Below are 21,377 nucleotides of genomic sequence, written 5' to 3' on the forward strand. Positions count from 1 at the left end.
TTTTGACAACTGATTTAGGACGTGGAAAGTAGCATTATTTCGTGAATTCCTCATGCTATATATAAAAGTAAGACAATTTTAATCAAATTTACAGCAAAATGAATAACTAATTTAATTTAAGAATTACTTACTTATTTTCATATTTCTTAGAGAAAAATTGGAGTATTAATTATATTTACGTTTCTTAACATATTGGTAAACATTCTTCATATTGCACTTTCAAATAAATGATACCAAAAAACTATCTTCAAACTGATATGAAAACCTATACTTCAGTAGTCATATATATATGTATTTCGACTCTATTATTTATGCTACCGACAGACCTTTTTGCTCAAATGGAAGGGAGTGTCTATTCTGTTACTGGTAGAGGGGGCGTTGGAACTACGTTCGTTACGGATTACCAAAGTATTGGTATTAACCCTGCAAACTTAGGTATCACAAAAAATTACAGAGATCCTAAATTTACTTTTGGATTATTAGAGACTAATATTTCTTTCTCATCGGAAGCTATTAGTACAAGTGAACTCTTGAATTCTATTACAGATTATAAAACTACAAGATTTAATACTGCTCAAAAAAATGATGCTGTAGAAAAATTTAGTGATAAAACTACAACAGTAGATGCCAGTGTTATGCTATTTGGCGCTAGCATGAAACTCCCTAAAAAATGGGGTGGTGTTGCTGTTAGTATCAGAGATAATATTCATACACGTACAACTACAAATGAATTCGCTGCAGAAATAATGTTTTTTGGTGCAGCAAGTAGCTATTTTCCAAAATTAAAAATGGCTAATGGTGATATTATCGATAACCCTAGACATACAGGATCAGGCGACTTAACAGAAGAACAACGTAATCAAGTTATTGGAGGTCAGTTTGAAAACCCTGATGATGCAAAATCTTATAGCGAAGTTCTTAGTGGTACAAATGCAAAATCTACTTGGGTAAGAGAATATAATGCTTCTTGGGGTGCACAACTTCTAGAAACATACGATCTACAAATTTATGGGGGTATTGGTGCTAGATATTTACAAGGTTTATTAATTCTTGATTTTGAAGTCGATAACAATGGAACATGGAATAGCCCAATATTTTCATCTTCATTTGTTAATCCACAAGATGTACTTTCTGCTACTAGCTTAAGTAATACATCTTCTAATGGTCCATTAGATGCTGATAACAGATCAATGGGTCAGAAAATTATTAACCCAGAACCTGCTGGACATGGTTGGGGATTAGACGCAGGGTTAACTTTCGTGATTAAAAGAAATTTCAGAATCGGTGCATCAATATCAAATTTTGGTAAAATGACATGGTCTGGAGATGTATACTCTATTAATGATGGAGATTTAGCATCAATAAGTGGACAAGGGTTAGATAATTACAACTTTCTGATTAATGACCAAAGTGCCTTCCAATTTGCAGGTACAAATTCACCATTAGATTGGGAAACAAAAACCGTTGATGAAACTGTTGATTTACCAACGGTTATTCGTATTGGTGCTAGTTATGAATTTTTCCGACTTGTGCATGTTGGTGTTGATGTAATTTTACCTCAGAATGATGCTGCTGGTAATTTAGAAAATCCTTTTTACGCAATTGGTGGAGACTTTAAACCTTTCAAATTGTTCTCTTTCTCTTCTGGTTTAAACTATGGAGGCAACAACGAAAATATCAACGTTCCATTAGGTATTACTTATTTTTCTAGAAAAGGTGGTTACGAAGCAGGTATTTCTACTCATGATGTTCTATCTTATTTTTCTCAAAATACAGACGGTAGTACTATCTCAATTGCAGGAGGATTCTTACGTTTCAAAATATAGTTTTTAAAGATTACACCTCAGCGTATTACAGTTCTTATTTTATTGCCCAATATTTGCAGTAGTACCTTTAAAGATACCTTGAGGTTATGACACAAAGATTTTATTATATATTTTCCTTTTACTTTATTCTTCTATTTTCTCTTCAAAATAGTTACGCTCAAATGGGTGTTTCTATTGCAGAAGGTGAATTAACGAATAAACAAGAAGTACAATTAAACATTAATATTTCAGATGCCTATAAAATGAAAGTCAGTGATAATTTTGACTTTTATGGTGCAGACTGGATTAATTATCAAAAAACATATTTTTTTAAGTTACCTGAAGGTGATGGTGAAAAAGAAGTTTTTGTAAAGTTTCAACTCCGAGACGGTACAATTACAGATACTTTTGTTGCCTATACAATTTTAGACACTAAACCACCTTCTAATAGAGGTAGAGTTAACTTTTCTAGAGGTAATTATACTAAATATAGAAAAGTAGAAATAGACTTAAAATGTGAAGGAGCCACTTGGATGAATATTAGTAATTCAACTGTTTTTAATAGAAACGATTGGGTTCCTTTCAGAAAACATGTTCACTCTTGGTTACTACCATCTGGAGATGGCATTAAAAAGATCTATGTGAAATTTAAGGATACTGCAGGTAACGAAACTAAAGTTTATACAGACCATATTAAACTAGATAGTAAAGCTCCAAAACCTAAGTCAATAGAAATTCTCCCAGAATTTGCAGTTGTTGATAAAGAAAGAAATATTAAATATGTAAACCAGCACAATAGAAATGTGGGTTTAGAAATGATGGCTGATGGTGCTGAATACATGAAGATCAGTAACAGTATGAACTTCTATGGTCATAAATGGAGAAGATATACTGACTATCTTGATGATTGGGTAATGGAAGATGACATCTTTGAAGGTTACAAAAGAGTATATATTAGATTTAGAGATAAAGCAGGTAATGAGTCATCAACAATTTATACATCAATTTATGTTGATACTAAACCACCAATTAACCCAAGAATAGCTATTAATGATGGAGATGAATATACGAAATCATTAAACGTAACCTTACAACTTCACGCTACAGAAGCAGTAGAAATGCGAATTGCAAATGATAAAGATTTCGATACTGCCAGTGAATGGGAACCTATTTCAAAAATTAAAATTTGGAAACTAAAAGAAGGAGAAACAGGTATCAGAGATGTTTGGGTGTCTTATAGAGATCGAGCTAAAAACCAATCTACACCTATTAAAGCATCAATAAAATATGATAAAGACCCTCCTACAGATGGACAAATATTTATAAAAGGAAATATTACAAAAACAAAAGATTCTGAGATCGAAGTAAGAGTAACTGCTAAAGATGCTCTTATGATGAAAATCGCATTAGAAGAAAACTTTGAGAGAGCACACTGGAGAGAATACTCAACTAAACCCCTAAAATTGTTTTTAGGTACTCGAGGAGGTGATTACAAAATAAAAGTTCAGTTTAGAGATAGAGCAAGAAATTTATCAGAAATATCTGAAGCTACAATTTATCAAGAAATTAGGCCTCTAAGTCCTAGAGTCACAATCGACAATAACAAAGAGTATAACACTACACAAGATGGTAAAGTGATACTTTCTTTATTTTGCTTAAACGCTACAAAAATGATGGTCAGTTCAGACCCGAATTTCAGTGATGCAGAGTGGATAGAATACACCAACCGCCTTACTTACTTTTTAAATGATCCTGATGGAGTAAAAACCATCTATGCTAAGTTTAAAACGGCAACAGAAACACAAAGTATTACAGTTAATGATAAAATTAATTGGGATAAAACTCCTCCATATAATGTCCAGTTCAATTTAAAAGTATTACCTACTGAATCTCGTATTTATTATACTAAAGATTATACAGTTACTGTAAAAGCAGAAGATGCCGTAGCCATGCAGTTAACTGAAGATTCTACTTTTTATTCTGCTTCATGGAAACCTTATACAGAATTACCATTTTTCTATGGAATGAGTGTTAAAAGAGGTCCAATTGGATACAGAACCTTATATATTCGTTTTAAAGATTTTGCAGGTAATATTTCAGAACCATTAAGTAAGGAGATTTACTTTGATGCAACCTCTCCTCAGAATTTACATGTCAAAATTAATGTTCCTGAGTCTACAGGACAAATAGCAACTCCAAGAAATTATACATTTATAAGAGATGTTGCCCTTGATATGGAAATGTCAGCTGATTCAGCATATTTTATGCGAATAGCGGATAATCCAACTTGGCAAAATTCAGAGTGGGTTCCTTTCGCTGAACATTACAATTATGCATTAAAAGGTGATGAAGGTAAAAAGGTAATCTATATACAGTTTAAGGATGATCACGATAATATTACAAGAATAATTAAGAAAAATATTATTTGGGATAGAGATCCTCCGACTCACCCCAGAATTATTATAAATGAGAACAAAGCTTTTACTAAAAATGAAAGTAGACAGGTAATCATTAACCCTATCTGTAATGGTGCAGACTATATGATCATTTCAAATAACCCAGATCTTTCTGATGGTATTTGGATGCATTATAGATCTAGAGTGAAATGGACACTCACAGAGGGAGATGGAGATAAAGTAATTTATGGTAAATTCTATGATTACGCTGGTAATGAATCTTTTGAAGCTAGGGGTAAAATCACATTAGATAGAACTTTACCTAATGTATCTGAAATTGTAATTAATGGACATGAGTTAATGACAAATAAACTTGAAGTTCAATTAAAAATTACTGCAGAAGATGCCGATGAAATGATAATTTCAAATGATTATAGCTTTGCATCCCCTTGCACATGGGAACCTTACAGGCATACTAAAAAATGGAAGTTAGAAAATAAAGATGGTGAAGCAAAAGTGTATGTAAAAGTAAGAAATGTAGCCGGTACTCAATCAGCACCTTTACATTCAAAAATAATTTTAGATACTAGTCATCCTATTTTATTTAAATTATCAATAAACAATGGTGCTACAGGAACTGATACTGAAAATGTAACTGTTCAAACAAAAGTATCTGATGATACTATTGAAATGCAATTATCTAGTTCTGAAAATTTTTCAGAAGCTCAATGGATTAGTTATAAACCTGAAGTTCCCTATAAATTAGCAGGTAGAGGCCGACAAAATGTCTATGTCCGCTTTAAAGATGAGAATGGCAATATATCAAAAGCATTGAAAACAGATATAGTTGTTTATAAAAATGTAAAATAAAATCTATAAAAAATATATTCAAAAATCCTTTATTTCAGTAATCTGAAAATAAAGGATTTTTTTATTTACAATCATTTTATAAATAACAAACCACACATTATCAATTAATTAACACTTTAATATTAACATCATACACATCATTTTCAATTCATCTAAAATTCATTATTTATAGAAGAGGAGGAAACTTTCTAAACCTACTTTTGCTCCCATAATAACAAGAACAAATAATGAAGAATATACTTATCCTAATTTTATTCACTTCATTCAGTATTGGAACATGGGCACAAAATGGAACTATATCAGGAACCGTAATTGATGCCGAATCTGGAGAAGAAATTATTGGTGCGAGTGTAATAATAAAAGGCACTACAATAGGAGCATCAACAGATGTATTTGGTAAATTTTCGTTTAATGCAGCCGAAGGGTCTCATACAATTATTGCCTCTTTTATAGGGTACCAAACTGCATCTAAATTGATAAATATTTCTACAAATTCTACACAACAACTTTCATTCTCACTACAAGTTGACGCACAAGAATTAGAAGCAGTAGAAATTATAGCAAAAGCAAATACCGAAAGTGCACAAGCATTAATGGTAGAAAGAAAAAATGCCGATGTTATGCTACAATCAATTGGTGCTGAAGAAATGTCTGTGAAAGGTATTTCGGATGTGGAAGGAGCCATGACTCAAATTTCTGGAGTTACAAAAGTTAACGGTAAAGGATTATTTGTAAGGGGTCTTGGAGATCGATACAATAATGCAACTATGAACGGTTTACCAATTCCTTCAACAAATCCGGATTTAAAAATGATACCACTTTCAATTTTCCCTTCAGATATTGTGAAAAATATTAGTGTATCTAAAACAGCATCTCCAGAGTTATATGGCGATTTTGCAGGAGCAAATGTTGATATTAAATTAAAAGATTACCCAGATGATCCCTTCTTTACTGTAGGAGTTTCTGGAAGTTACAATACTCAAGCTACATTCCAAGATTTTAAAACCCAACCTGATGGTCAATTTGAAGGTTTAGGTTTTACAGGAAATGGTAGAGACATGCCCACAAATGGTGTTCCACCTGTTATTGGTGGAGAACAAGGAGGTTATGAAACATCTTGGTCACCAACTGTAAATAAAGCACCAATGGCTATTAATTTTAATGCCTCGGGTGGTAAATTTTGGAATATTGGCAACGAAGGAGGGTTCGGTTTTGTCGCTTCTCTTGCTCACAACAATAAGTACGAACATCTAAGCGGTAAATATGCGGCATATAATGCACAAGCTAGCCCTACTGTAGATTATCAAAGAGATCAATGGATTTATTCTACAAATACCTCTGCGTTAGCAAACATGACTTTTAAAATCAATAATCGTCATAAAATCAATATCAATAATATATTCGTTAATGAGTCTTTTAACTCGGTAGATGAGAACTTTGGATACCACAGAGATTTTGATCAAGAAAATCTTTTTATAAGACGAAATACCTACTTACAAAATACAATTTGGGTAGCTCAATTAACTGGTGATCACTCATTTTTAGAAAATGACAGATTAAAATTAACCTGGGGAGTTTCACGTTCTCAAACTGGAAGTCAAGAACCCGATCGTAAACAATTACTTTTTGATGGTAAAGGACCAAATGTAAATTTATTTACACTTAATCCAATTGATAATCATCGTTATTGGGGTGATATGAATGAGATTGAATATGGAACCAAAGGAGAACTAAGTTATGGATTTGGTGCTTTCAATGGCAATAACGATACCTATAGAAGCACTATTAGAATTGGATATCAGGGTAAATCAAAAAATAGAGATTTTGAATGGTATCAAACTGGAATTTATGGATCTGGAGCTAATGGTATTGATAGTAATAACCCAAACGATCAAATTAATAAATGGCTTCAAGATGGTACTTTGGAGTATCGTCCATACGAAGTTGCAGATACTTATTTCAATGCTCAAATGGATATTCATGCCTTTTATACTGGCTATGACTACGAAATAATACCAAGCAAATTAAAGATGAATGTTGGTGTACGTACTGAAATTGGACGACAATACGTAAAATATAGATTGAGACAAGATGCTCTCGATGCCCCTTTTAGAGAAAACACCTATGAAACGGTAGAATTCTTACCTTCAGCAAATTTAAAATATGCTGTAAATGATAAATCCAATTTACGATTAGCAGCAAGTAAAACGATTACTCGACCAGGAATGAGAGAAATTATTCCTTTTGAATACCAAAGTGTGGCAGGTGGGGAATCTATTATTGGTAATCCTAATTTAAAGAATTCCGAAAATTATAACCTTGATTTAAAATATGAAATCTTCCCAAATTCAGGTGAATTGTTTTCTATTGGTGTATTCGGGAAACTTTTAGACAACCCTATTGAAAGAGTTACTAAACCAGCAGCAGGAACTTTATATACTTATGAGAATGTAGGTTCTGCAGTAGTTGCAGGTGTAGAATTAGAATTTCAGAAAAATGTTGGAAATATAATCAACAATGGCAACCCGTTACTAGATAAATTATCTGTTGGTTTTAATGGAACATTAATGTACTCAAAAATGAGAATTGGAGATAATGTAAGTACTGTTGTAACCAATCGAGAAAGGGAACTTCAAGGTGCTTCACCTTATATTCTAAATGCAAATATGGGGTATAATCAAGAGTGGTTTGGAGGTAATATAAATTCAATTTTCACCATAGCTTATACAACATTTGGAGATCGATTATATGCTTCTGGTTCATATGGAGCAGGTGATATTTATGAGAAGTCATTTGGAACATTAGACTTTATCATCAGAAATAAAATTAAAGACAACCTAAGTTTTAATATATCAGCTAAAAACCTCTTGAACCCAAGTATTGAAAGATACCAGGAGTTTGAAGGTGGTGTTATTAAACCAATTTCTTCTTATAAAAGAGGAACAGAATTTAGTATAGGGCTATCTTATACATTTTAAAATAAACTTAATTATTAATCAAAATCACTTCTATTAGAATGAAAAACTACACAAAAAATTTATTCGTGGCGGGAATTCTTGCGTCTACATTATTTTCATCTTGTGAAAAAGAAAATAATACACCTACCCCAGATGATGGTATTAATGGTACTGAATTAGCTAATTTTTTAAATGCTAATAACCCAATAAATATTGATAGTGAATCTGCTTCTGGATGGGAAAAACCATCTTGGGCTGTATCTGCAGATTATTCTGGTACTGATGTAGATGTAACTAATGCTGGTATTTTAGAAGGAGATATCACTTCTGATTTAACGTTACTTGCTAATTCCGTTCATTTTTTAAAAGGTGGTGTGCATGTAAAAGCTGGTGCTACATTAACTATTGAAGAAGGTGTGAAAATTGTTGACCCAGACGAACCTGGTGTTTCTTACCTAATGATTGAGCAAGATGCTAAAATTATTGCTCAAGGTACTGCACAAAATATGATTGTCTTTACAACAGAAAAAGCTTCATCAATAGGTGCTCCTGGTTCTTGGGGTGGAATAATTATTAACGGACATGCACCAATTAATAATGGTGATGAATCTGGAAGAGCAACGCCAGAGGTAGCTGGTGATGGTATTTGGTATGGAGGTAATCAACCTAATGATAACTCTGGAGTTCTAGAATATATCCGTTTAGAATTTGGAGGAAACCAAATTACAGCTGATAAAGAACATAATGGATTTACTTTTAATGGCGTAGGTACAGGTACTGTTATAAAAAATCTACAAGCTCATAAAGGTGCTGATGATGGTTTTGAATGGTTTGGTGGTACTGTAAATGCTGAAAACTTAGTTTCAACAGACAATGGAGATGATTCTTTTGATTGGACAGAAGGTTGGGTAGGTACTGCAACAAACTTATATGGCGAAAATGTAACACAAGGTGATAGAGGATTAGAGGGTGATAACAACCAAGCTAATAATGCAATGGAACCTTTTTCTTTCCCTACTCTTAAAAATGTAACGTTAATTAACCAAGGAGCTAGTAATAGCCAAGGTTTAAAACTACGTGAAGGAACAAAAGTAAAAATTGAGAATATTATTGTACAAGGCTACCCAACAGGTGTTAGTATTGAACATGATATCACTTTAACGCATGTACATGCTTCCTACTTTCCTGAGGATGGTAAAGAGGCTGAAAATTCTTTTATTATTTCTGATATAAAAGTATCAGATGCTACTACTCCAATTGAATATAAAGAGAGTAGATAAAAATTTGCTACTGTAAGAACTCTATTCTATAGAAGGTGAGAATTCTATTTAATAGAACCGTTCCAATATCACAAAAAGCAAAAATCCCTTCTAGTATCTAGAAGGGATTCTTTTATATTCAAGCAAAATACTAATTAAGCATTTTGCTTTTTCTCATATTCTTGCCAAGCTAAAGCAGAAGAACCTAAAATTGCTGTATTATCACCTTCTAAGTTAGAAACTACCAAACGAGTTTTACCCTTAAAAATGTGTAAACAATTTTCTTCCATTGCTCTACGAGTTGGCTTAGTGATATAATCACCAGCTGATGCTAAACCACCAAATAATACGATAGCTTCTGGGCTAAAAATAGCAATTGCATCTGCTAAAGATTTACCAAGAATTTCACCAGTTACTTCAAATGCTTCTTTTGCAAGTTCATCACCTGCTTCAGCTGCATCAAAAATATCTTTAGCTGTTAAAGTTTCAAAGTTCTTATTTGCCAAAGCACTGTTTCCGTTGCTATCTGCTAATAATTCGAACATTGTACGCTTAATACCAGTTGCAGAAACATAAGTTTCTAAACAACCTCTACGTCCACAACCACAAGTTCTTCCTTCTTCTACTACAGTAATATGGCCTAGCTCACCTGCAAAACCATCATGTCCGTAAAGAAGATCTCCATTTACAATAATACCACTACCTAAACCAGTACCTAATGTAGCAACAATAAAGTTTTTCATTCCTTGTGCAACACCAAATTTCATTTCACCAAGTGCAGCTGCATTTGCATCATTTGTAATAGCAACTGGTACTTTAAAGTGCTCTTCCATTAAATCTGCAATAGCAACTTCTTTACCCCAACCTTTAAGGTTAACAGCCTCTTCAATCTTACCTGTATAGTAGTTAGCATTTGGTGCTCCAATACCTACGGCTACCATTTCAATATCTCCTGCTTCTTTAGAAAGAGCTTTTACTGTTTTGAAAACGTTTTCTAAGAAATTAGAAAATGGTTCATCAGCACCTGTTGAGATATGAGTACTTGCTAAACATCTACCGTGGCGATCCACAAAACCGATTTTTGTGTTAGTTCCACCAACATCAATACCTAATGTTACTGTTGTCATGATAAGTCTATAATTTTTTTTAGAAAGTGTTCGTTTAATTTTTGTGATTTCTCAATCGCAGGCTGAAAATCATAAAACTTTTTTTATTAAGAAATGATTTTCATTACAAAATCTCATTGAAAGAGGATTTTTATCATAATTCTCGCAAAAATTTATCTTGTTTATCCATTCAACTTAGAAAAATACTATCATTCCTATCAAAATGCCTAATCACTTTCTCTTTTTTAATTGATATTTATATATCGAAACTTCTCTTTATTACTTCTTAAAAACTATGGTTAAAAGTAAATTTAGAACCAACCCTATTACAGTCTTCATCTGTACATTAATACTCTGTCTTTCATCTTGCTCAGAATCGGAATTACCTACAACTATTTTAACCTTTGATAATTCTGAAGTTATTAACACCAATTTCTTAGGTTTAGGTGTGCAATGGTCTACTTATCCACATGCAGATGCAAACCAAGATAAATGGGGAAATATTATGATGGATAAAAAAAGGTGGGAGTTTCTTTATAAGAGGTTAGATTATATGAAACCCCAATTTATAAGAATTTTAGACCATGCAGAACAACGTTATTTTAGAGGAATAATAAATCAAAGTACTCCTAATATAAACTTTGATAGAATGGAAATGCATGCTCTTTATCAGGTACTAGATTATTGCCAAGAGAATAGCATTACTGTAATAATGGGTGAATGGAATCCACCTTGGCAGTTAAGAAATAATCAATATTCTATATGGGTTAAAATGATTGGGAAATACATGCATCACCTCATTGTCAAGAAAAAATATACTTGTATCAAATTTTATTCATTAATAAATAAACCTAATACAATAACAGCGAATACAAAAGGAGATTATAATCAATACCACACTGCCATATCGTTAGTAAAAAAAGAATTTGAAAAGGTAAATATAAATCAACAACTATCACTTTTAGGTCCTAGTATAGACCCTCTATTACATTATTCTAAAAATGGATTAACAAGTTTAGATTGGCTTCAAAAAAGTCTTTCAGATACAGTATATGATGCAATAGATATTCAAGTTTACCCATCAGAAAACAATATACTTTCTAATTCACTTTCGACAGTTTTTAACTTAGATAAAAAAATAATTAAACAAAAAAACAAACCATTAATTATTTCTGAATTTGGAATACGTCCTCAAAAAAACTCCGAAGAGAGTTATTATAATGACAGCTTAATAGCTCTAGATGAGCACGCTAGTAGGCTATCACAAATGAAAGTTTATCAAAATGATTATGCAATTTATACATCCGATGCAGTTATTCAATTACTTCAAGCTAAAGCTGATGGTATTATTGCTTGGCATTTAGATGATGCAATGTTTACTGAAGCAAATGATGGAAATAAAAATCAACTGATAAAATATGGAATGTGGAATAGCTTATCTGATACACTATTTAATAATCCATCTGATATGAAATTGAGGCCTTGGTATTTCTCTTGGTCATGGATAAGTAAAAATTTACCTAGAGGGTCTCAAGTAATTAAGTTAACTAATAATAATCATCAAAAAATCAAAGGTGTCGGTACTATAAACAATAATGATTACGTAATTTTGCTGTCTAATTTAACTGATCGTGATGAGTATGTAGAAATCAATTTTACAGATAACATAGTAGATAAAACCTTTTATAGTTTTTCTATAGGTCAAGATGACACTATTTTAAAATTCAATTCAATGATATTACCAAAAAATAAACATCATAGAATAGGTATTAATCATCCACTATTCGTAAAATTGTCTGCACGTGAAATGCTTATTCTTACTACAAAAAAATAAACCAAGAGTTATGTCAATTTCGAACAAACAGCAAGTCGTTCTAACTTTAGATGCCGGAGGAACAAATTTTGTTTTTTCAGCAATGCAAGGAGGCAAAATGATTGTAGATCCATATAGACTACCTTCTAATGGAGACAATCTCGAAAAAAGTTTACAAAATATTTTAGACGGATTTAATCATGTGATTACTCAGTTAGGTGATAAAAAACCAGAAGCAATAAGCTTTGCTTTTCCTGGACCTGCTGATTATCCAAATGGTATTATTGGTGATCTACAAAACTTACCTGGTTATAGAGGAGGTGTTGCATTAGGGCCAATGTTAGAGCATAAATTCGGTATCCCTGCCTATATTAATAACGATGGTGACCTATTTGCATATGGTGAAGCTATTGGCGGTTTACTACCTGATATTAATGCTAAACTAGCTGAAAATGGAAGCGAAAAAGTATATAAAAATATTATTGGGATTACACTAGGTACTGGTCTTGGTGGCGGTATTGTTAGTAATGGTCAGCTACATTTAGGTGATAATAGCATGGGTGGCGAAATATGGTTGTTACCATCAAAAGTTCTTGACCATGTTAATGCTGAAGAGGCTTCGTGTATTCGTGCAGTACAAAGGTTCTACAAAGAATTTTCTGGAGTAGATAATGCTGATTTAACTCCTAAAGATATATTTGAAATTGCTAAAGGTATCCAAGAAGGTGATAAAGCTAGTGCTCAAAAAGCATTTGATACTTTGGGTGAAAACTTAGGAGACGTTTTATGTACATTAGCTACTAGTATTGATGCCTTAATTGTTATCGGTGGAGGTCTATCTGGTGCTTCAGAATTAATACTACCTGCTACTTTAAAAGAGATGAAATCTCAATACAAATCAGGTACTGATCGTTTGGTTGCCAAGGTGTTTAATTTAACATCAGAAGAAGAGCTTGGTAGTTTTGTGAAGAATAATCAATTGGAAATTAAAGTTCCTTTTGCAGATCATACAGTTTTCTATGATGCTTCTCCAAAAATTGGTGTTGGTATTTCTAAGTTAGGTACTTCAGAAGCAATATCATTAGGTGCTTACGCTTATGCCGTACATCAATTAGAAGAAAAATAATACAGGTTCAAAACTGTTAACACTACACATAAATTTTACACTATTGTCACAACAAATTGTATTTAAGCTATAAATACGAACTATTTTGTTGTAACAATAGTGTATTTTTTTTCTCATTTCTTACTTTTGAAACAGCAACAACAAGATCTTTACTCTTAATAAACTTTAAATCCTTAAAACAATAACTCAATTATCCGTCTTTAGTGTTTACTCAGTTGTCATTGATATATAAATAACCAAAATAAACCTTTCAAACTATAATACTATGGAATTACTTGCCTGTGTACTCGTTCTTTCTGTTGTTTTTATGGGTTCTTATAAACTCATTGCAAAGTCTAATTAGTAGACTTTAAAACAGAAAAATTTTAAGTTGTCCAACTCTTAAAAATTGGTTTCTAGTTCGTACCTTTATAAAAAATCTATAATGAAAATTTATAATCAATGCGTACAAGATTTGCACCAACACCTAGTGGCTACCTTCATATTGGTAATGCCTATTCATTTATTCTAACTTGGATTATTGCAAGACAGAATGAAGGTGAAATTATTTTACGTATTGACGATATCGACAGTACTCGTTGCAGAGATGAGTACCTTGAAGATATATTTACAACCATAGATTGGCTAGGTCTTGATTTTGATAATGGGCCATCTGGGGTTGATGATTTTCATAAAAATTGGACACAAAAATTAAGATACCATCGTTATCAAAAAGCATTTGATACTTTAAAAGATCATGGTGACTTATTTGCATGCAATTGTTCTCGTAAAGAAATTTATGAGCAAAATGAAAACGGCATCTATACTGGAAAATGTACAGATTTATCCCTTCCTTTTAATACTCCCGATGCTGCAGTAAGAGTAAAAACAACAAACACTCCTATCCTTCTTGAAGATCATTTTATTGGTGACCTTGCTATTGATTTAGATGAGGTTATGAAGGATTTCATTATCCGTAGAAAAGATGGCTTATTTTCTTATCAATTGGCTTCTTTAATAGATGATGAGGATGATAACGTTGATTTTATTGTTCGTGGAGAAGATTTAATAGAATCTACTGCCGCCCAAATCTTCTTATCAAATAAGCTAGAACTTCCTAATTTTGAAAATGTTGAATTTTTCCATCATCCCTTATTAGTTGATGAAAATGGAAATAAGATATCAAAGTCTGATGGTGCTGATTCTATAAGAGAACTAAGAGCACAAGGAATGAGCCCTCAAGAAATTTATAACGGATTTGCAGAATTTTTCTTAGGAGAAGAAGTTGAAATTAATTCTATTGATGAATTATTAGATATAGATTTTCTTGGAGAAAACGACTACATCGAAGAATAAATAAAACAATTAACAAACATTTGTTATTATTTTATAATAACCATCGTCACCATCTTTCATAAACAGACTTTGTAATTTTGATTTAAATTAAAAGCCTTATTTGATTTAAATTATTAATTGTCATTAGATAATATCCCCGGGTTATAATAAACCAAATGACAATTTGAACTACCATTATCATCAAAAATTACAAATTGTCTGCCTTATGAAAAATATATTTAGTACTCAAAAAGGCAATGTTGTCACTATATATGTGCCTAATAATTGTTTAAACGAACTTAATAAATCTAGTACACTACAGATCATCGAAAAACTTGAAGAAATTAACCAAAACTCTTCAATAGACATGGTTATATTTAGAACAATTCAAGAAAATTTTTTCTTACCTAAATTTTGTTTTGATAATACGTCAATTACAACTGATGCAATTGTCAATAGCGACTATTTTATCAATTTAACAGACATGATTCATAATATGAGAGCAATGACTGTTGCTGTTTTTGAAGGGTCTACAAACACAATAGGTTCATCTTTTTTACAAGCAAATGACCTTTCTTACGCAACAGAAAATGCCATTTTTTCTAATGATTTAAATCTTGCCAATACAATAACAGCTAAGGCTGCAGAAGATTTAGGCTTAATCACTAGAGTAATTCCTTCTGACAAGATTGATATAACATTAGATTATCTGATCCACACCTCTACTTTAGAAGATTAAATTCAAAATTTATCTTGAAAAGCAGTAAAATCTAACCTTTTTAATAAAAAAAGACTAAAAACATTCAAATCAATGAAAACGAAATAACAAATCGTTTTCTCTTGCGGTCTGTACTCCTTATTTTTGCGTTCGATTATCGAGAGATACTAACAAAATAAAAATAAAATGCTTAGAACGCATAATTGCGGAGAACTCCGCGCAAGTCATATTGGCCAGACAGTTACTTTAAGCGGATGGGCACAAGCTGTTCGTGATAAAGGAGGTTTAATCTGGATTGATATTCGTGATCGTTATGGCATCACTCAATTATTAATTGAAGATGATGGTAATGCCGCTGCTGAATTATTAGAGACTGCACGTAAAATTGGACGTGAGTTCGTTTTAAAAGCAACAGGTGAAGTGATCGAGCGTGCTGCTAAAAACCCTAATATCCCAACAGGTGAAGTAGAATTACGTCTTTCTAATCTTACAATTTTAAATGAGGCAAATACACCTCCTTTTAAAATTGAAGACGAAACAGATGGTGGTGACGAACTTCGTATGAAATACCGTTACCTAGATATCCGTCGTAATCCAGTACGTGAAAAGTTAGTATTACGTCACAAAATTGCACAAGAAGTTCGTAGATATTTATCTGATCAAGATTTTATCGAAGTGGAAACTCCGGTATTGATCAAATCTACTCCTGAAGGTGCTCGTGATTTCTTGGTACCATCTAGAATGAACCCAGGTGAATTCTATGCTTTACCTCAATCACCTCAAACATTTAAGCAATTATTAATGGTCGGTGGAATGGACCGTTACTTCCAAATTGTGAAATGTTTCCGTGATGAAGACCTTCGCGCAGATCGTCAGCCTGAATTTACTCAGATTGACTGCGAAATGGCCTTTGTTGAGCGTGAAGATATTATTGATAATTTTGAAGGAATGATGCGTCACCTATTTAAAATGGTGAAAGATATTGAACTTCCGAAATTCCCTCAAATGGAATACGCTGATGCTATGCGTGATTATGGTTCTGACAAACCTGATACTCGTTTTGAGATGAAGTTTGTTGACCTTAATGATGTTGCTCAAAATAAAGGATTTAAAGTATTTGATAGTGCAGAGATCGTTTTAGGTATCTGTGCAAAAGGTGCTGCTGAATATACTCGTAAACAACTAGACGAAATTACTAATTGGGTTAAACGTCCTCAAATTGGTGCTAAAGGTTTAGTTTACGTTAAATGTAATGCTGATGGTTCTTATAAATCTTCTGTAGATAAATTCTACTCTCAAGAAGATTTAAAAGCATGGGCTGAAAAAGCAGGAGCTGAAGCAGGTGACTTAATGTTAGTTCTTTCTGGAGAATTAGATGCTACGCGTAAGCAAATGTGTGAACTTCGTTTGGAAATGGGTGAGCGTTTAGGTTTAAGAAACCGTGCAGAATACTCTCCACTTTGGGTTGTTAATTTCCCAATGTTCGAAAAAGATGAAGAAACAGGTCATTACCATGCAATGCACCATCCATTTACTTCTGTTCTACCAGAAGATGCGGAAATCTTAAAAACTGATCGTTACAATGCTCGTGCAAATGCTTACGATATGGTTATTAATGGTGTTGAAGTTGGTGGCGGTTCTATTCGTATTCACGACAAAGCAGATCAGGCAGCAATGTTTGATGCTTTAGGATTCACAGCTGAAGAAGCACAAGAACAATTTGGTTTCTTAATGAACGCATTTGAATTTGGAGCTCCTCCTCACGGTGGTATCGCTTTAGGTTTTGATCGTCTTTGTTCTTTATTTGGAGGAGTTGATTCTATCCGTGATTTTATTGCTTTCCCTAAGAATACTTCGGGTAGAGACGTAATGATCGAATCTCCATCTGCAATTGATGATAAACAATTAAAAGATTTAAGTATTCAGCTTGATGTTGAGTAAGAAATAATCTTTGAAAGATAAAAAGGGATTGATAATCTAAATGGTTATCAATCCCTTTCATTTTATAATGAATTATATTCTTTGTTATTCATTATAAAGAACTTGCAGTAATGTAACTCCAACTCCTTTTAATGATTCTTTATCTATTGTTGACATATCATCTGCATGAGTATGCCAATGCTTGAAAAACGTTCTTTCTCCCGATGGATCAAGATCTATAATATCGATCATTGGAATTTTTGCTATCTGATTAACATATAAATGATCATCTGTTAATTCTGGTCCATCTTGATTAATAAACATATTACCAAAACCTTTTCTCTCTGCCGTTTTCCACACCTTTCTTACAATTCTAGGTGCAAAATATCGTGATACACCTTCTTTTAAGAAAGTTGGATTCTTACTACCAACCATATCTAGCAAAATACCATAATATGCAGAATAACCTTCAATATGTGGATTCTCTGCCCAGTATTTAGATCCTAAACAGTATCCTGAGTCTCCAGATTGATCTTCTGCAAAAGCAGGTCTACCATAATCTTCAACATCAAAGAAAATAATATCTACACCTACGTCTGGTTTGTTTTCAGCATTACCAATAACTCTAGCAAGTTCTAGCAATATTCCTACACCAGAACCGCCATCATTAGCACCTAAAATAGGTTCGTTTTTTCTAACAGAATCTTGGTCTGCAACTTGTCTAGTATCCCAATGAGCTGCTAAAATTATTCTTGTAGTAGCTTCAGGGTTTATACTGCCAATTATATTTTTTCCATTTAAAGAAGTTCCATCATAGGCGGTAACATAAACTGGTTGTTCAATTACTTTTGCACCATGTCTTTGTAATTCACTTGCTATAAATTCTCCGCACATATCATGTGCCATTGTATTTGCTACTCTAGGCCCAAAATCAACTTGTTGTTGAACATATTGATAGGCAGAATCAGCATTAAATGTAGGAATTGGAGTATCTTTTACAACGGTAGTATTATTGTCTGAACCTGCATTTTCGGTACAAGAGAATAATGCTAAACAACAAAAAGCTGCTATTGTCATTTTTTGCTTAAACATTCTATTATTATTGATTTTTCATCAAATTCAAAAATTCAGTACATTATAAAAATATCTGAATTTCAAAGTTAGTATAATTTACTTAAGAAGGACATTAATTTCTGTGATGTAGCCCGATCGAACAATTATAGTACCGTCGACTAATAAAACTGGTTTCTTTAAATTTATTGAAGGTAATCGTAATTTCTTTGATTCATTCTGAGGGTTCTGAGCTTTAATTTTTTTGCTTTTTTCTTTTACAACAACCTTTACATAATAAACACCACTATTAAGTGGAGATGTCTCAATTCCATTATTAATCCTTACTTCTTCATTTTTAAAATCTCGACATGTAAAAGTAACGTCCATTTTACTTTCATCAATTTTTGAATCATCATGAATTGAATAATTAAATTGAAGAAGTCCTTTACTTAGTTTCATTAAGTCAATATCTTCTTCATGCTGAAAAGAAATTTTATTATTAGTTTGAACAGTCTCTTCAGGTTGAATTTCAGAAGACGAAGAACAAGATGTAAGTAAAATTAGGCTATATATGAATAAGATGAATCTCATTGAATTGAAATGGATAATATTATAGTTTTTGTACGTATAATGAGCGCGTTAAGTTACCAAGGTACGAAAAAAGCCATTAGTAAATTCCTTATAAAAGTTACTAATGGCTATAATCTAATAAAATTAAGATTTATTTTTCTTTAAATACGATTCCCATAGGTACACCTTCAAATCCAAAGTGCTCTCTAATCTTATTTTCCAAGAACGACTTATAAGGTCCTTTTACATGTCTTGGATAATTTGAGAAGAATGCAAATACAGGAGTATGTATTGGCAACTGAGTTATATATTTAATTTTAATATGATGTCCTCTATGAGCTGGAGGTGGTCTACGGTCAATTTCTTTTTGTAGTACCTCGTTCAATGTAGATGTCATTACTTTCATCTTACGGTTCTCATATACTTCAATTGCTTTGTCAATTACCTTAGCAATACGTTGTTTTTCAACAACAGAAGTAAATACAATTGGTAAGTAAGATGCACCTCCAAGTCTTTCTCTGATTTTCTCAGCAAATTCTTTAGGTGTATTTGTTTGCTTATCTGGAATTAAATCCCATTTATTTACCATTATCACTACACCTTTCTTATTTTTTAATGCAAGGTTGATAATACTTAAATCTTGAGATTCAATACCTCTAGTAGCATCAAGAATAGCGATACAGACATCTGACCTTTCAATAGCCTTAATCGTACGCATTACAGAGTAAAATTCAATATTCTCTGTTACACGAGTTTTTCTTCTTAAACCTGCAGTATCTGTAAGAATAAATTCTTTACCGTAAGCTTTATATGATGCGTCTACAGCATCACGAGTTGTACCCGCAATATCTGTTACGATACTTCTTTCTTTTTGTAATAAAAGATTTACTAAAGATGATTTACCAACATTAGGTCTACCAATAACCGAAATTCTTGGTATTGCATCTTCTTCTTCTTCTTCTACCTCTTCTGGGAAATTAGATACTACTGCATCTAAAAGGTCACCTGTTCCAAAACCTGAAGCTGATGCTACAGCCATTGGTTCTCCCATTCCTAGTTCATAAAATTCAACAGCATGCATCACTTTTTCTGATGTATCTGCTTTATTTGCTACTAGATATATAGGTTTTTTACTTCTTCTTAATAAAGAAGCAAAATCTTGATCTAAATCTGTTAAACCTGTTTCTACGTCTACTACGAATAATAGAACAGAAGCTTCTTCAATAGCAATTTGAACTTGCTCACGAATTGCTTCTTCAAAAGTATCTTCAGATCCAACAACATACCCTCCTGTATCAATTACAGTAAAGTTTTTCCCCGTCCATTCGGCCTGTCCGTAATGTCTATCACGCGTAACTCCACTCTCATTATCCATGATAGCGTCTCTGCGTTCGACCAAACGATTAAATAATGTAGATTTACCAACATTTGGTCTTCCTACAATTGCGACAATATTTGTACTCTTCTTCATTGAGAATTTATCTTTTCGAACTATTGTTCACTTACCTGCTCGGTAACGTGATGATATAACTTTTTCCTTTTCTAATCGTCAACTTATTTGACCTTAACCAAGGGTTATATCGTTTTAGTATCTTATAATTTACACCTTCCTCATTTGCAAATTCAGCAAGGTTTGAAATTGTTTTATTAACTGTGATTGTTCTTAGTAAATCTGGTTGATATAGCTGACTAGTAGAAAGTTCAAAACTATACTTTTCAGGACTTTGCATTATTTCCTTAAGCGCTAAGATACGGAATACATAACGTGATGTTTCCTCATTTAATAAAAGATCGTAGTAATTTGTAACTTTTTGATCTTCTAAAGCTCTTGCTATGCCACTAGAACCTCTATTATAGGCTGCTGCAGCTAATGTCCATGAGCCTAATTTCTCTTTTGCTTTCTTTAAATAAGTACAAGCAGCAAGTGTTGCTTTCTCAACATTATAGCGCTCATCAACTTCTTTTGTTACAGTTAAACCATATTCTCTTGCTGTACTTGGCATAAATTGCCAAAAACCTGCAGCTCCAGAACCTGATCTAGCATTAAGCATCAAATCACTTTCAATTATGCAAAGGTATTTAAAATCATTCGGAACTTGTTGTTCCTTTAATATCTTTTCTATTACAGGCATCCATCTTTGTGCTCTTTTAAAGACTAAGATTGTATGCGAATGCCAATATGAGTTTACATACAACTCTCTATCAAATCGTTCGTAAACATCTGCATCATCTAAAGGCACTTGTTCTCCACAAAATTGAAAATGCTCTGGCATAGGTAATTCATAGCTATTACCTTCCATTTCTTTTACAACTACTGTTTCTGTTAAGACTTCTGTCTTAGGCTGAATAAGCTTAGGTGCATATGTTAATAATGCAACCGAAATGGCTCCTAATAAGAACCATAAGAATGATTTCATACTTGATAAACAAGAAAAGAATATTCACAATAAGCTACACCAAACACTTTTGG

14 protein-coding genes are annotated in these 21,377 nt (G+C 32.6%); 9 read left to right on the forward strand and 5 right to left on the reverse strand.

From position 1 onward, the window contains the following. Nucleotides 1-311: 311 nt before the first annotated feature. The 4 genes from KM029_RS11300 (at nucleotide 312) to KM029_RS11315 (ending at nucleotide 9,308) form a co-directional block, all read left to right on the forward strand. Complete coding sequence (locus tag KM029_RS11300; RefSeq protein WP_144073383.1) at nucleotides 312-1,826, forward strand: DUF5723 family protein; 1,515 nt, start codon at nucleotides 312-314, stop codon at nucleotides 1,824-1,826. Between the two features lie 86 nt (nucleotides 1,827-1,912). Beyond that, entirely contained in the window at nucleotides 1,913-5,071 is a 3,159-nt protein-coding gene (locus tag KM029_RS11305) for a hypothetical protein (protein ID WP_144073384.1), read from the forward strand. 227 nt (nucleotides 5,072-5,298) lie between these two features. Then, on the forward strand, nucleotides 5,299-8,049 hold the full coding sequence (locus KM029_RS11310) for a TonB-dependent receptor (RefSeq protein ID WP_144073385.1): 2,751 nt from the start codon (nucleotides 5,299-5,301) through the stop codon (nucleotides 8,047-8,049). 38 nt (nucleotides 8,050-8,087) lie between these two features. Then, nucleotides 8,088-9,308 (forward strand): hypothetical protein, encoded by a 1,221-nt coding sequence (locus tag KM029_RS11315; protein ID WP_144073386.1) that lies wholly within the window; start codon nucleotides 8,088-8,090, stop codon nucleotides 9,306-9,308. 134 nt (nucleotides 9,309-9,442) lie between these two features. Here the strand turns inward: KM029_RS11315 and KM029_RS11320 are convergent, their stop codons facing one another. Next, nucleotides 9,443-10,414 (reverse strand): ROK family protein, encoded by a 972-nt coding sequence (locus tag KM029_RS11320; RefSeq protein ID WP_144073387.1) that lies wholly within the window; start codon nucleotides 10,412-10,414, stop codon nucleotides 9,443-9,445. A gap of 274 nt (nucleotides 10,415-10,688) precedes the next feature. Between KM029_RS11320 and KM029_RS11325 the strand changes: the two genes are divergently transcribed. The 5 genes from KM029_RS11325 to aspS all read left to right on the forward strand — a co-directional run bounded on the left by KM029_RS11325 (nucleotide 10,689) and on the right by aspS (nucleotide 17,305). Beyond that, nucleotides 10,689-12,227 carry a hypothetical protein gene (locus tag KM029_RS11325; protein WP_144073388.1) on the forward strand — a complete coding sequence of 513 codons (1,539 nt, stop codon included), beginning with the start codon at nucleotides 10,689-10,691 and terminating at the stop codon, nucleotides 12,225-12,227. A gap of 10 nt (nucleotides 12,228-12,237) precedes the next feature. Further along, nucleotides 12,238-13,332, forward strand: a complete 1,095-nt coding sequence (locus KM029_RS11330; RefSeq protein WP_144073389.1) for an ROK family protein — start codon at nucleotides 12,238-12,240, stop codon at nucleotides 13,330-13,332. A 441-nt stretch (nucleotides 13,333-13,773) separates the two neighbouring features. Then, nucleotides 13,774-14,667, forward strand: coding sequence for a glutamate--tRNA ligase family protein (locus KM029_RS11335; RefSeq protein WP_144073390.1), 894 nt, complete (start codon nucleotides 13,774-13,776; stop codon nucleotides 14,665-14,667). 205 nt (nucleotides 14,668-14,872) lie between these two features. Next, nucleotides 14,873-15,385: a Clp protease/crotonase-like domain-containing protein gene (locus tag KM029_RS11340; RefSeq protein ID WP_144073391.1), complete on the forward strand. Its 513-nt coding sequence runs from the start codon at nucleotides 14,873-14,875 to the stop codon at nucleotides 15,383-15,385. Between the two features lie 165 nt (nucleotides 15,386-15,550). Next, a complete protein-coding gene (gene aspS / locus KM029_RS11345) occupies nucleotides 15,551-17,305 on the forward strand; it encodes an aspartate--tRNA ligase (RefSeq protein ID WP_144073392.1) in 1,755 nt (584 codons plus the stop codon). Between the two features lie 84 nt (nucleotides 17,306-17,389). Here the strand turns inward: aspS and KM029_RS11350 are convergent, their stop codons facing one another. The 4 genes from KM029_RS11350 to KM029_RS11365 form a co-directional block, all read right to left on the reverse strand. Beyond that, nucleotides 17,390-18,376, reverse strand: a complete 987-nt coding sequence (locus tag KM029_RS11350; RefSeq protein WP_144073393.1) for a M28 family peptidase — start codon at nucleotides 18,374-18,376, stop codon at nucleotides 17,390-17,392. 78 nt (nucleotides 18,377-18,454) lie between these two features. Continuing rightward, nucleotides 18,455-18,928 (reverse strand): hypothetical protein, encoded by a 474-nt coding sequence (locus tag KM029_RS11355; protein ID WP_144073394.1) that lies wholly within the window; start codon nucleotides 18,926-18,928, stop codon nucleotides 18,455-18,457. A gap of 130 nt (nucleotides 18,929-19,058) precedes the next feature. After that, entirely contained in the window at nucleotides 19,059-20,378 is a 1,320-nt protein-coding gene (gene der / locus KM029_RS11360) for a ribosome biogenesis GTPase Der (protein WP_144073395.1), read from the reverse strand. 31 nt (nucleotides 20,379-20,409) lie between these two features. Beyond that, nucleotides 20,410-21,324, reverse strand: a complete 915-nt coding sequence (locus tag KM029_RS11365; protein ID WP_144073396.1) for a lytic transglycosylase domain-containing protein — start codon at nucleotides 21,322-21,324, stop codon at nucleotides 20,410-20,412. Between the last annotated feature and the right edge of the window lie 53 nt (nucleotides 21,325-21,377).

The sequence above is a fragment of the Flammeovirga kamogawensis genome, from assembly GCF_018736065.1.
In the GTDB taxonomy this organism is placed as follows: Bacteria; Bacteroidota; Bacteroidia; order Cytophagales; family Flammeovirgaceae; genus Flammeovirga; species Flammeovirga kamogawensis.

What these genes read in the sequence shown, in the direction of transcription:
- der (WP_144073395.1), bottom strand. Translation starts at nt 20,378, where the DNA reads ATGAAGAAGAGTACAAATATTGTCGCAATTGTAGGAAGACCAAATGTT.
- KM029_RS11320 (WP_144073387.1), bottom strand. Translation starts at nt 10,414, where the DNA reads ATGACAACAGTAACATTAGGTATTGATGTTGGTGGAACTAACACAAAA.
- aspS (WP_144073392.1), top strand. Translation starts at nt 15,551, where the DNA reads ATGCTTAGAACGCATAATTGCGGAGAACTCCGCGCAAGTCATATTGGC.
- KM029_RS11355 (WP_144073394.1), bottom strand. Translation starts at nt 18,928, where the DNA reads ATGAGATTCATCTTATTCATATATAGCCTAATTTTACTTACATCTTGT.
- KM029_RS11340 (WP_144073391.1), top strand. Translation starts at nt 14,873, where the DNA reads ATGAAAAATATATTTAGTACTCAAAAAGGCAATGTTGTCACTATATAT.
- KM029_RS11335 (WP_144073390.1), top strand. Translation starts at nt 13,774, where the DNA reads ATGCGTACAAGATTTGCACCAACACCTAGTGGCTACCTTCATATTGGT.
- KM029_RS11325 (WP_144073388.1), top strand. Translation starts at nt 10,689, where the DNA reads ATGGTTAAAAGTAAATTTAGAACCAACCCTATTACAGTCTTCATCTGT.
- KM029_RS11330 (WP_144073389.1), top strand. Translation starts at nt 12,238, where the DNA reads ATGTCAATTTCGAACAAACAGCAAGTCGTTCTAACTTTAGATGCCGGA.
- KM029_RS11300 (WP_144073383.1), top strand. Translation starts at nt 312, where the DNA reads ATGCTACCGACAGACCTTTTTGCTCAAATGGAAGGGAGTGTCTATTCT.
- KM029_RS11315 (WP_144073386.1), top strand. Translation starts at nt 8,088, where the DNA reads ATGAAAAACTACACAAAAAATTTATTCGTGGCGGGAATTCTTGCGTCT.
- KM029_RS11365 (WP_144073396.1), bottom strand. Translation starts at nt 21,324, where the DNA reads ATGAAATCATTCTTATGGTTCTTATTAGGAGCCATTTCGGTTGCATTA.
- KM029_RS11310 (WP_144073385.1), top strand. Translation starts at nt 5,299, where the DNA reads ATGAAGAATATACTTATCCTAATTTTATTCACTTCATTCAGTATTGGA.
- KM029_RS11305 (WP_144073384.1), top strand. Translation starts at nt 1,913, where the DNA reads ATGACACAAAGATTTTATTATATATTTTCCTTTTACTTTATTCTTCTA.
- KM029_RS11350 (WP_144073393.1), bottom strand. Translation starts at nt 18,376, where the DNA reads ATGTTTAAGCAAAAAATGACAATAGCAGCTTTTTGTTGTTTAGCATTA.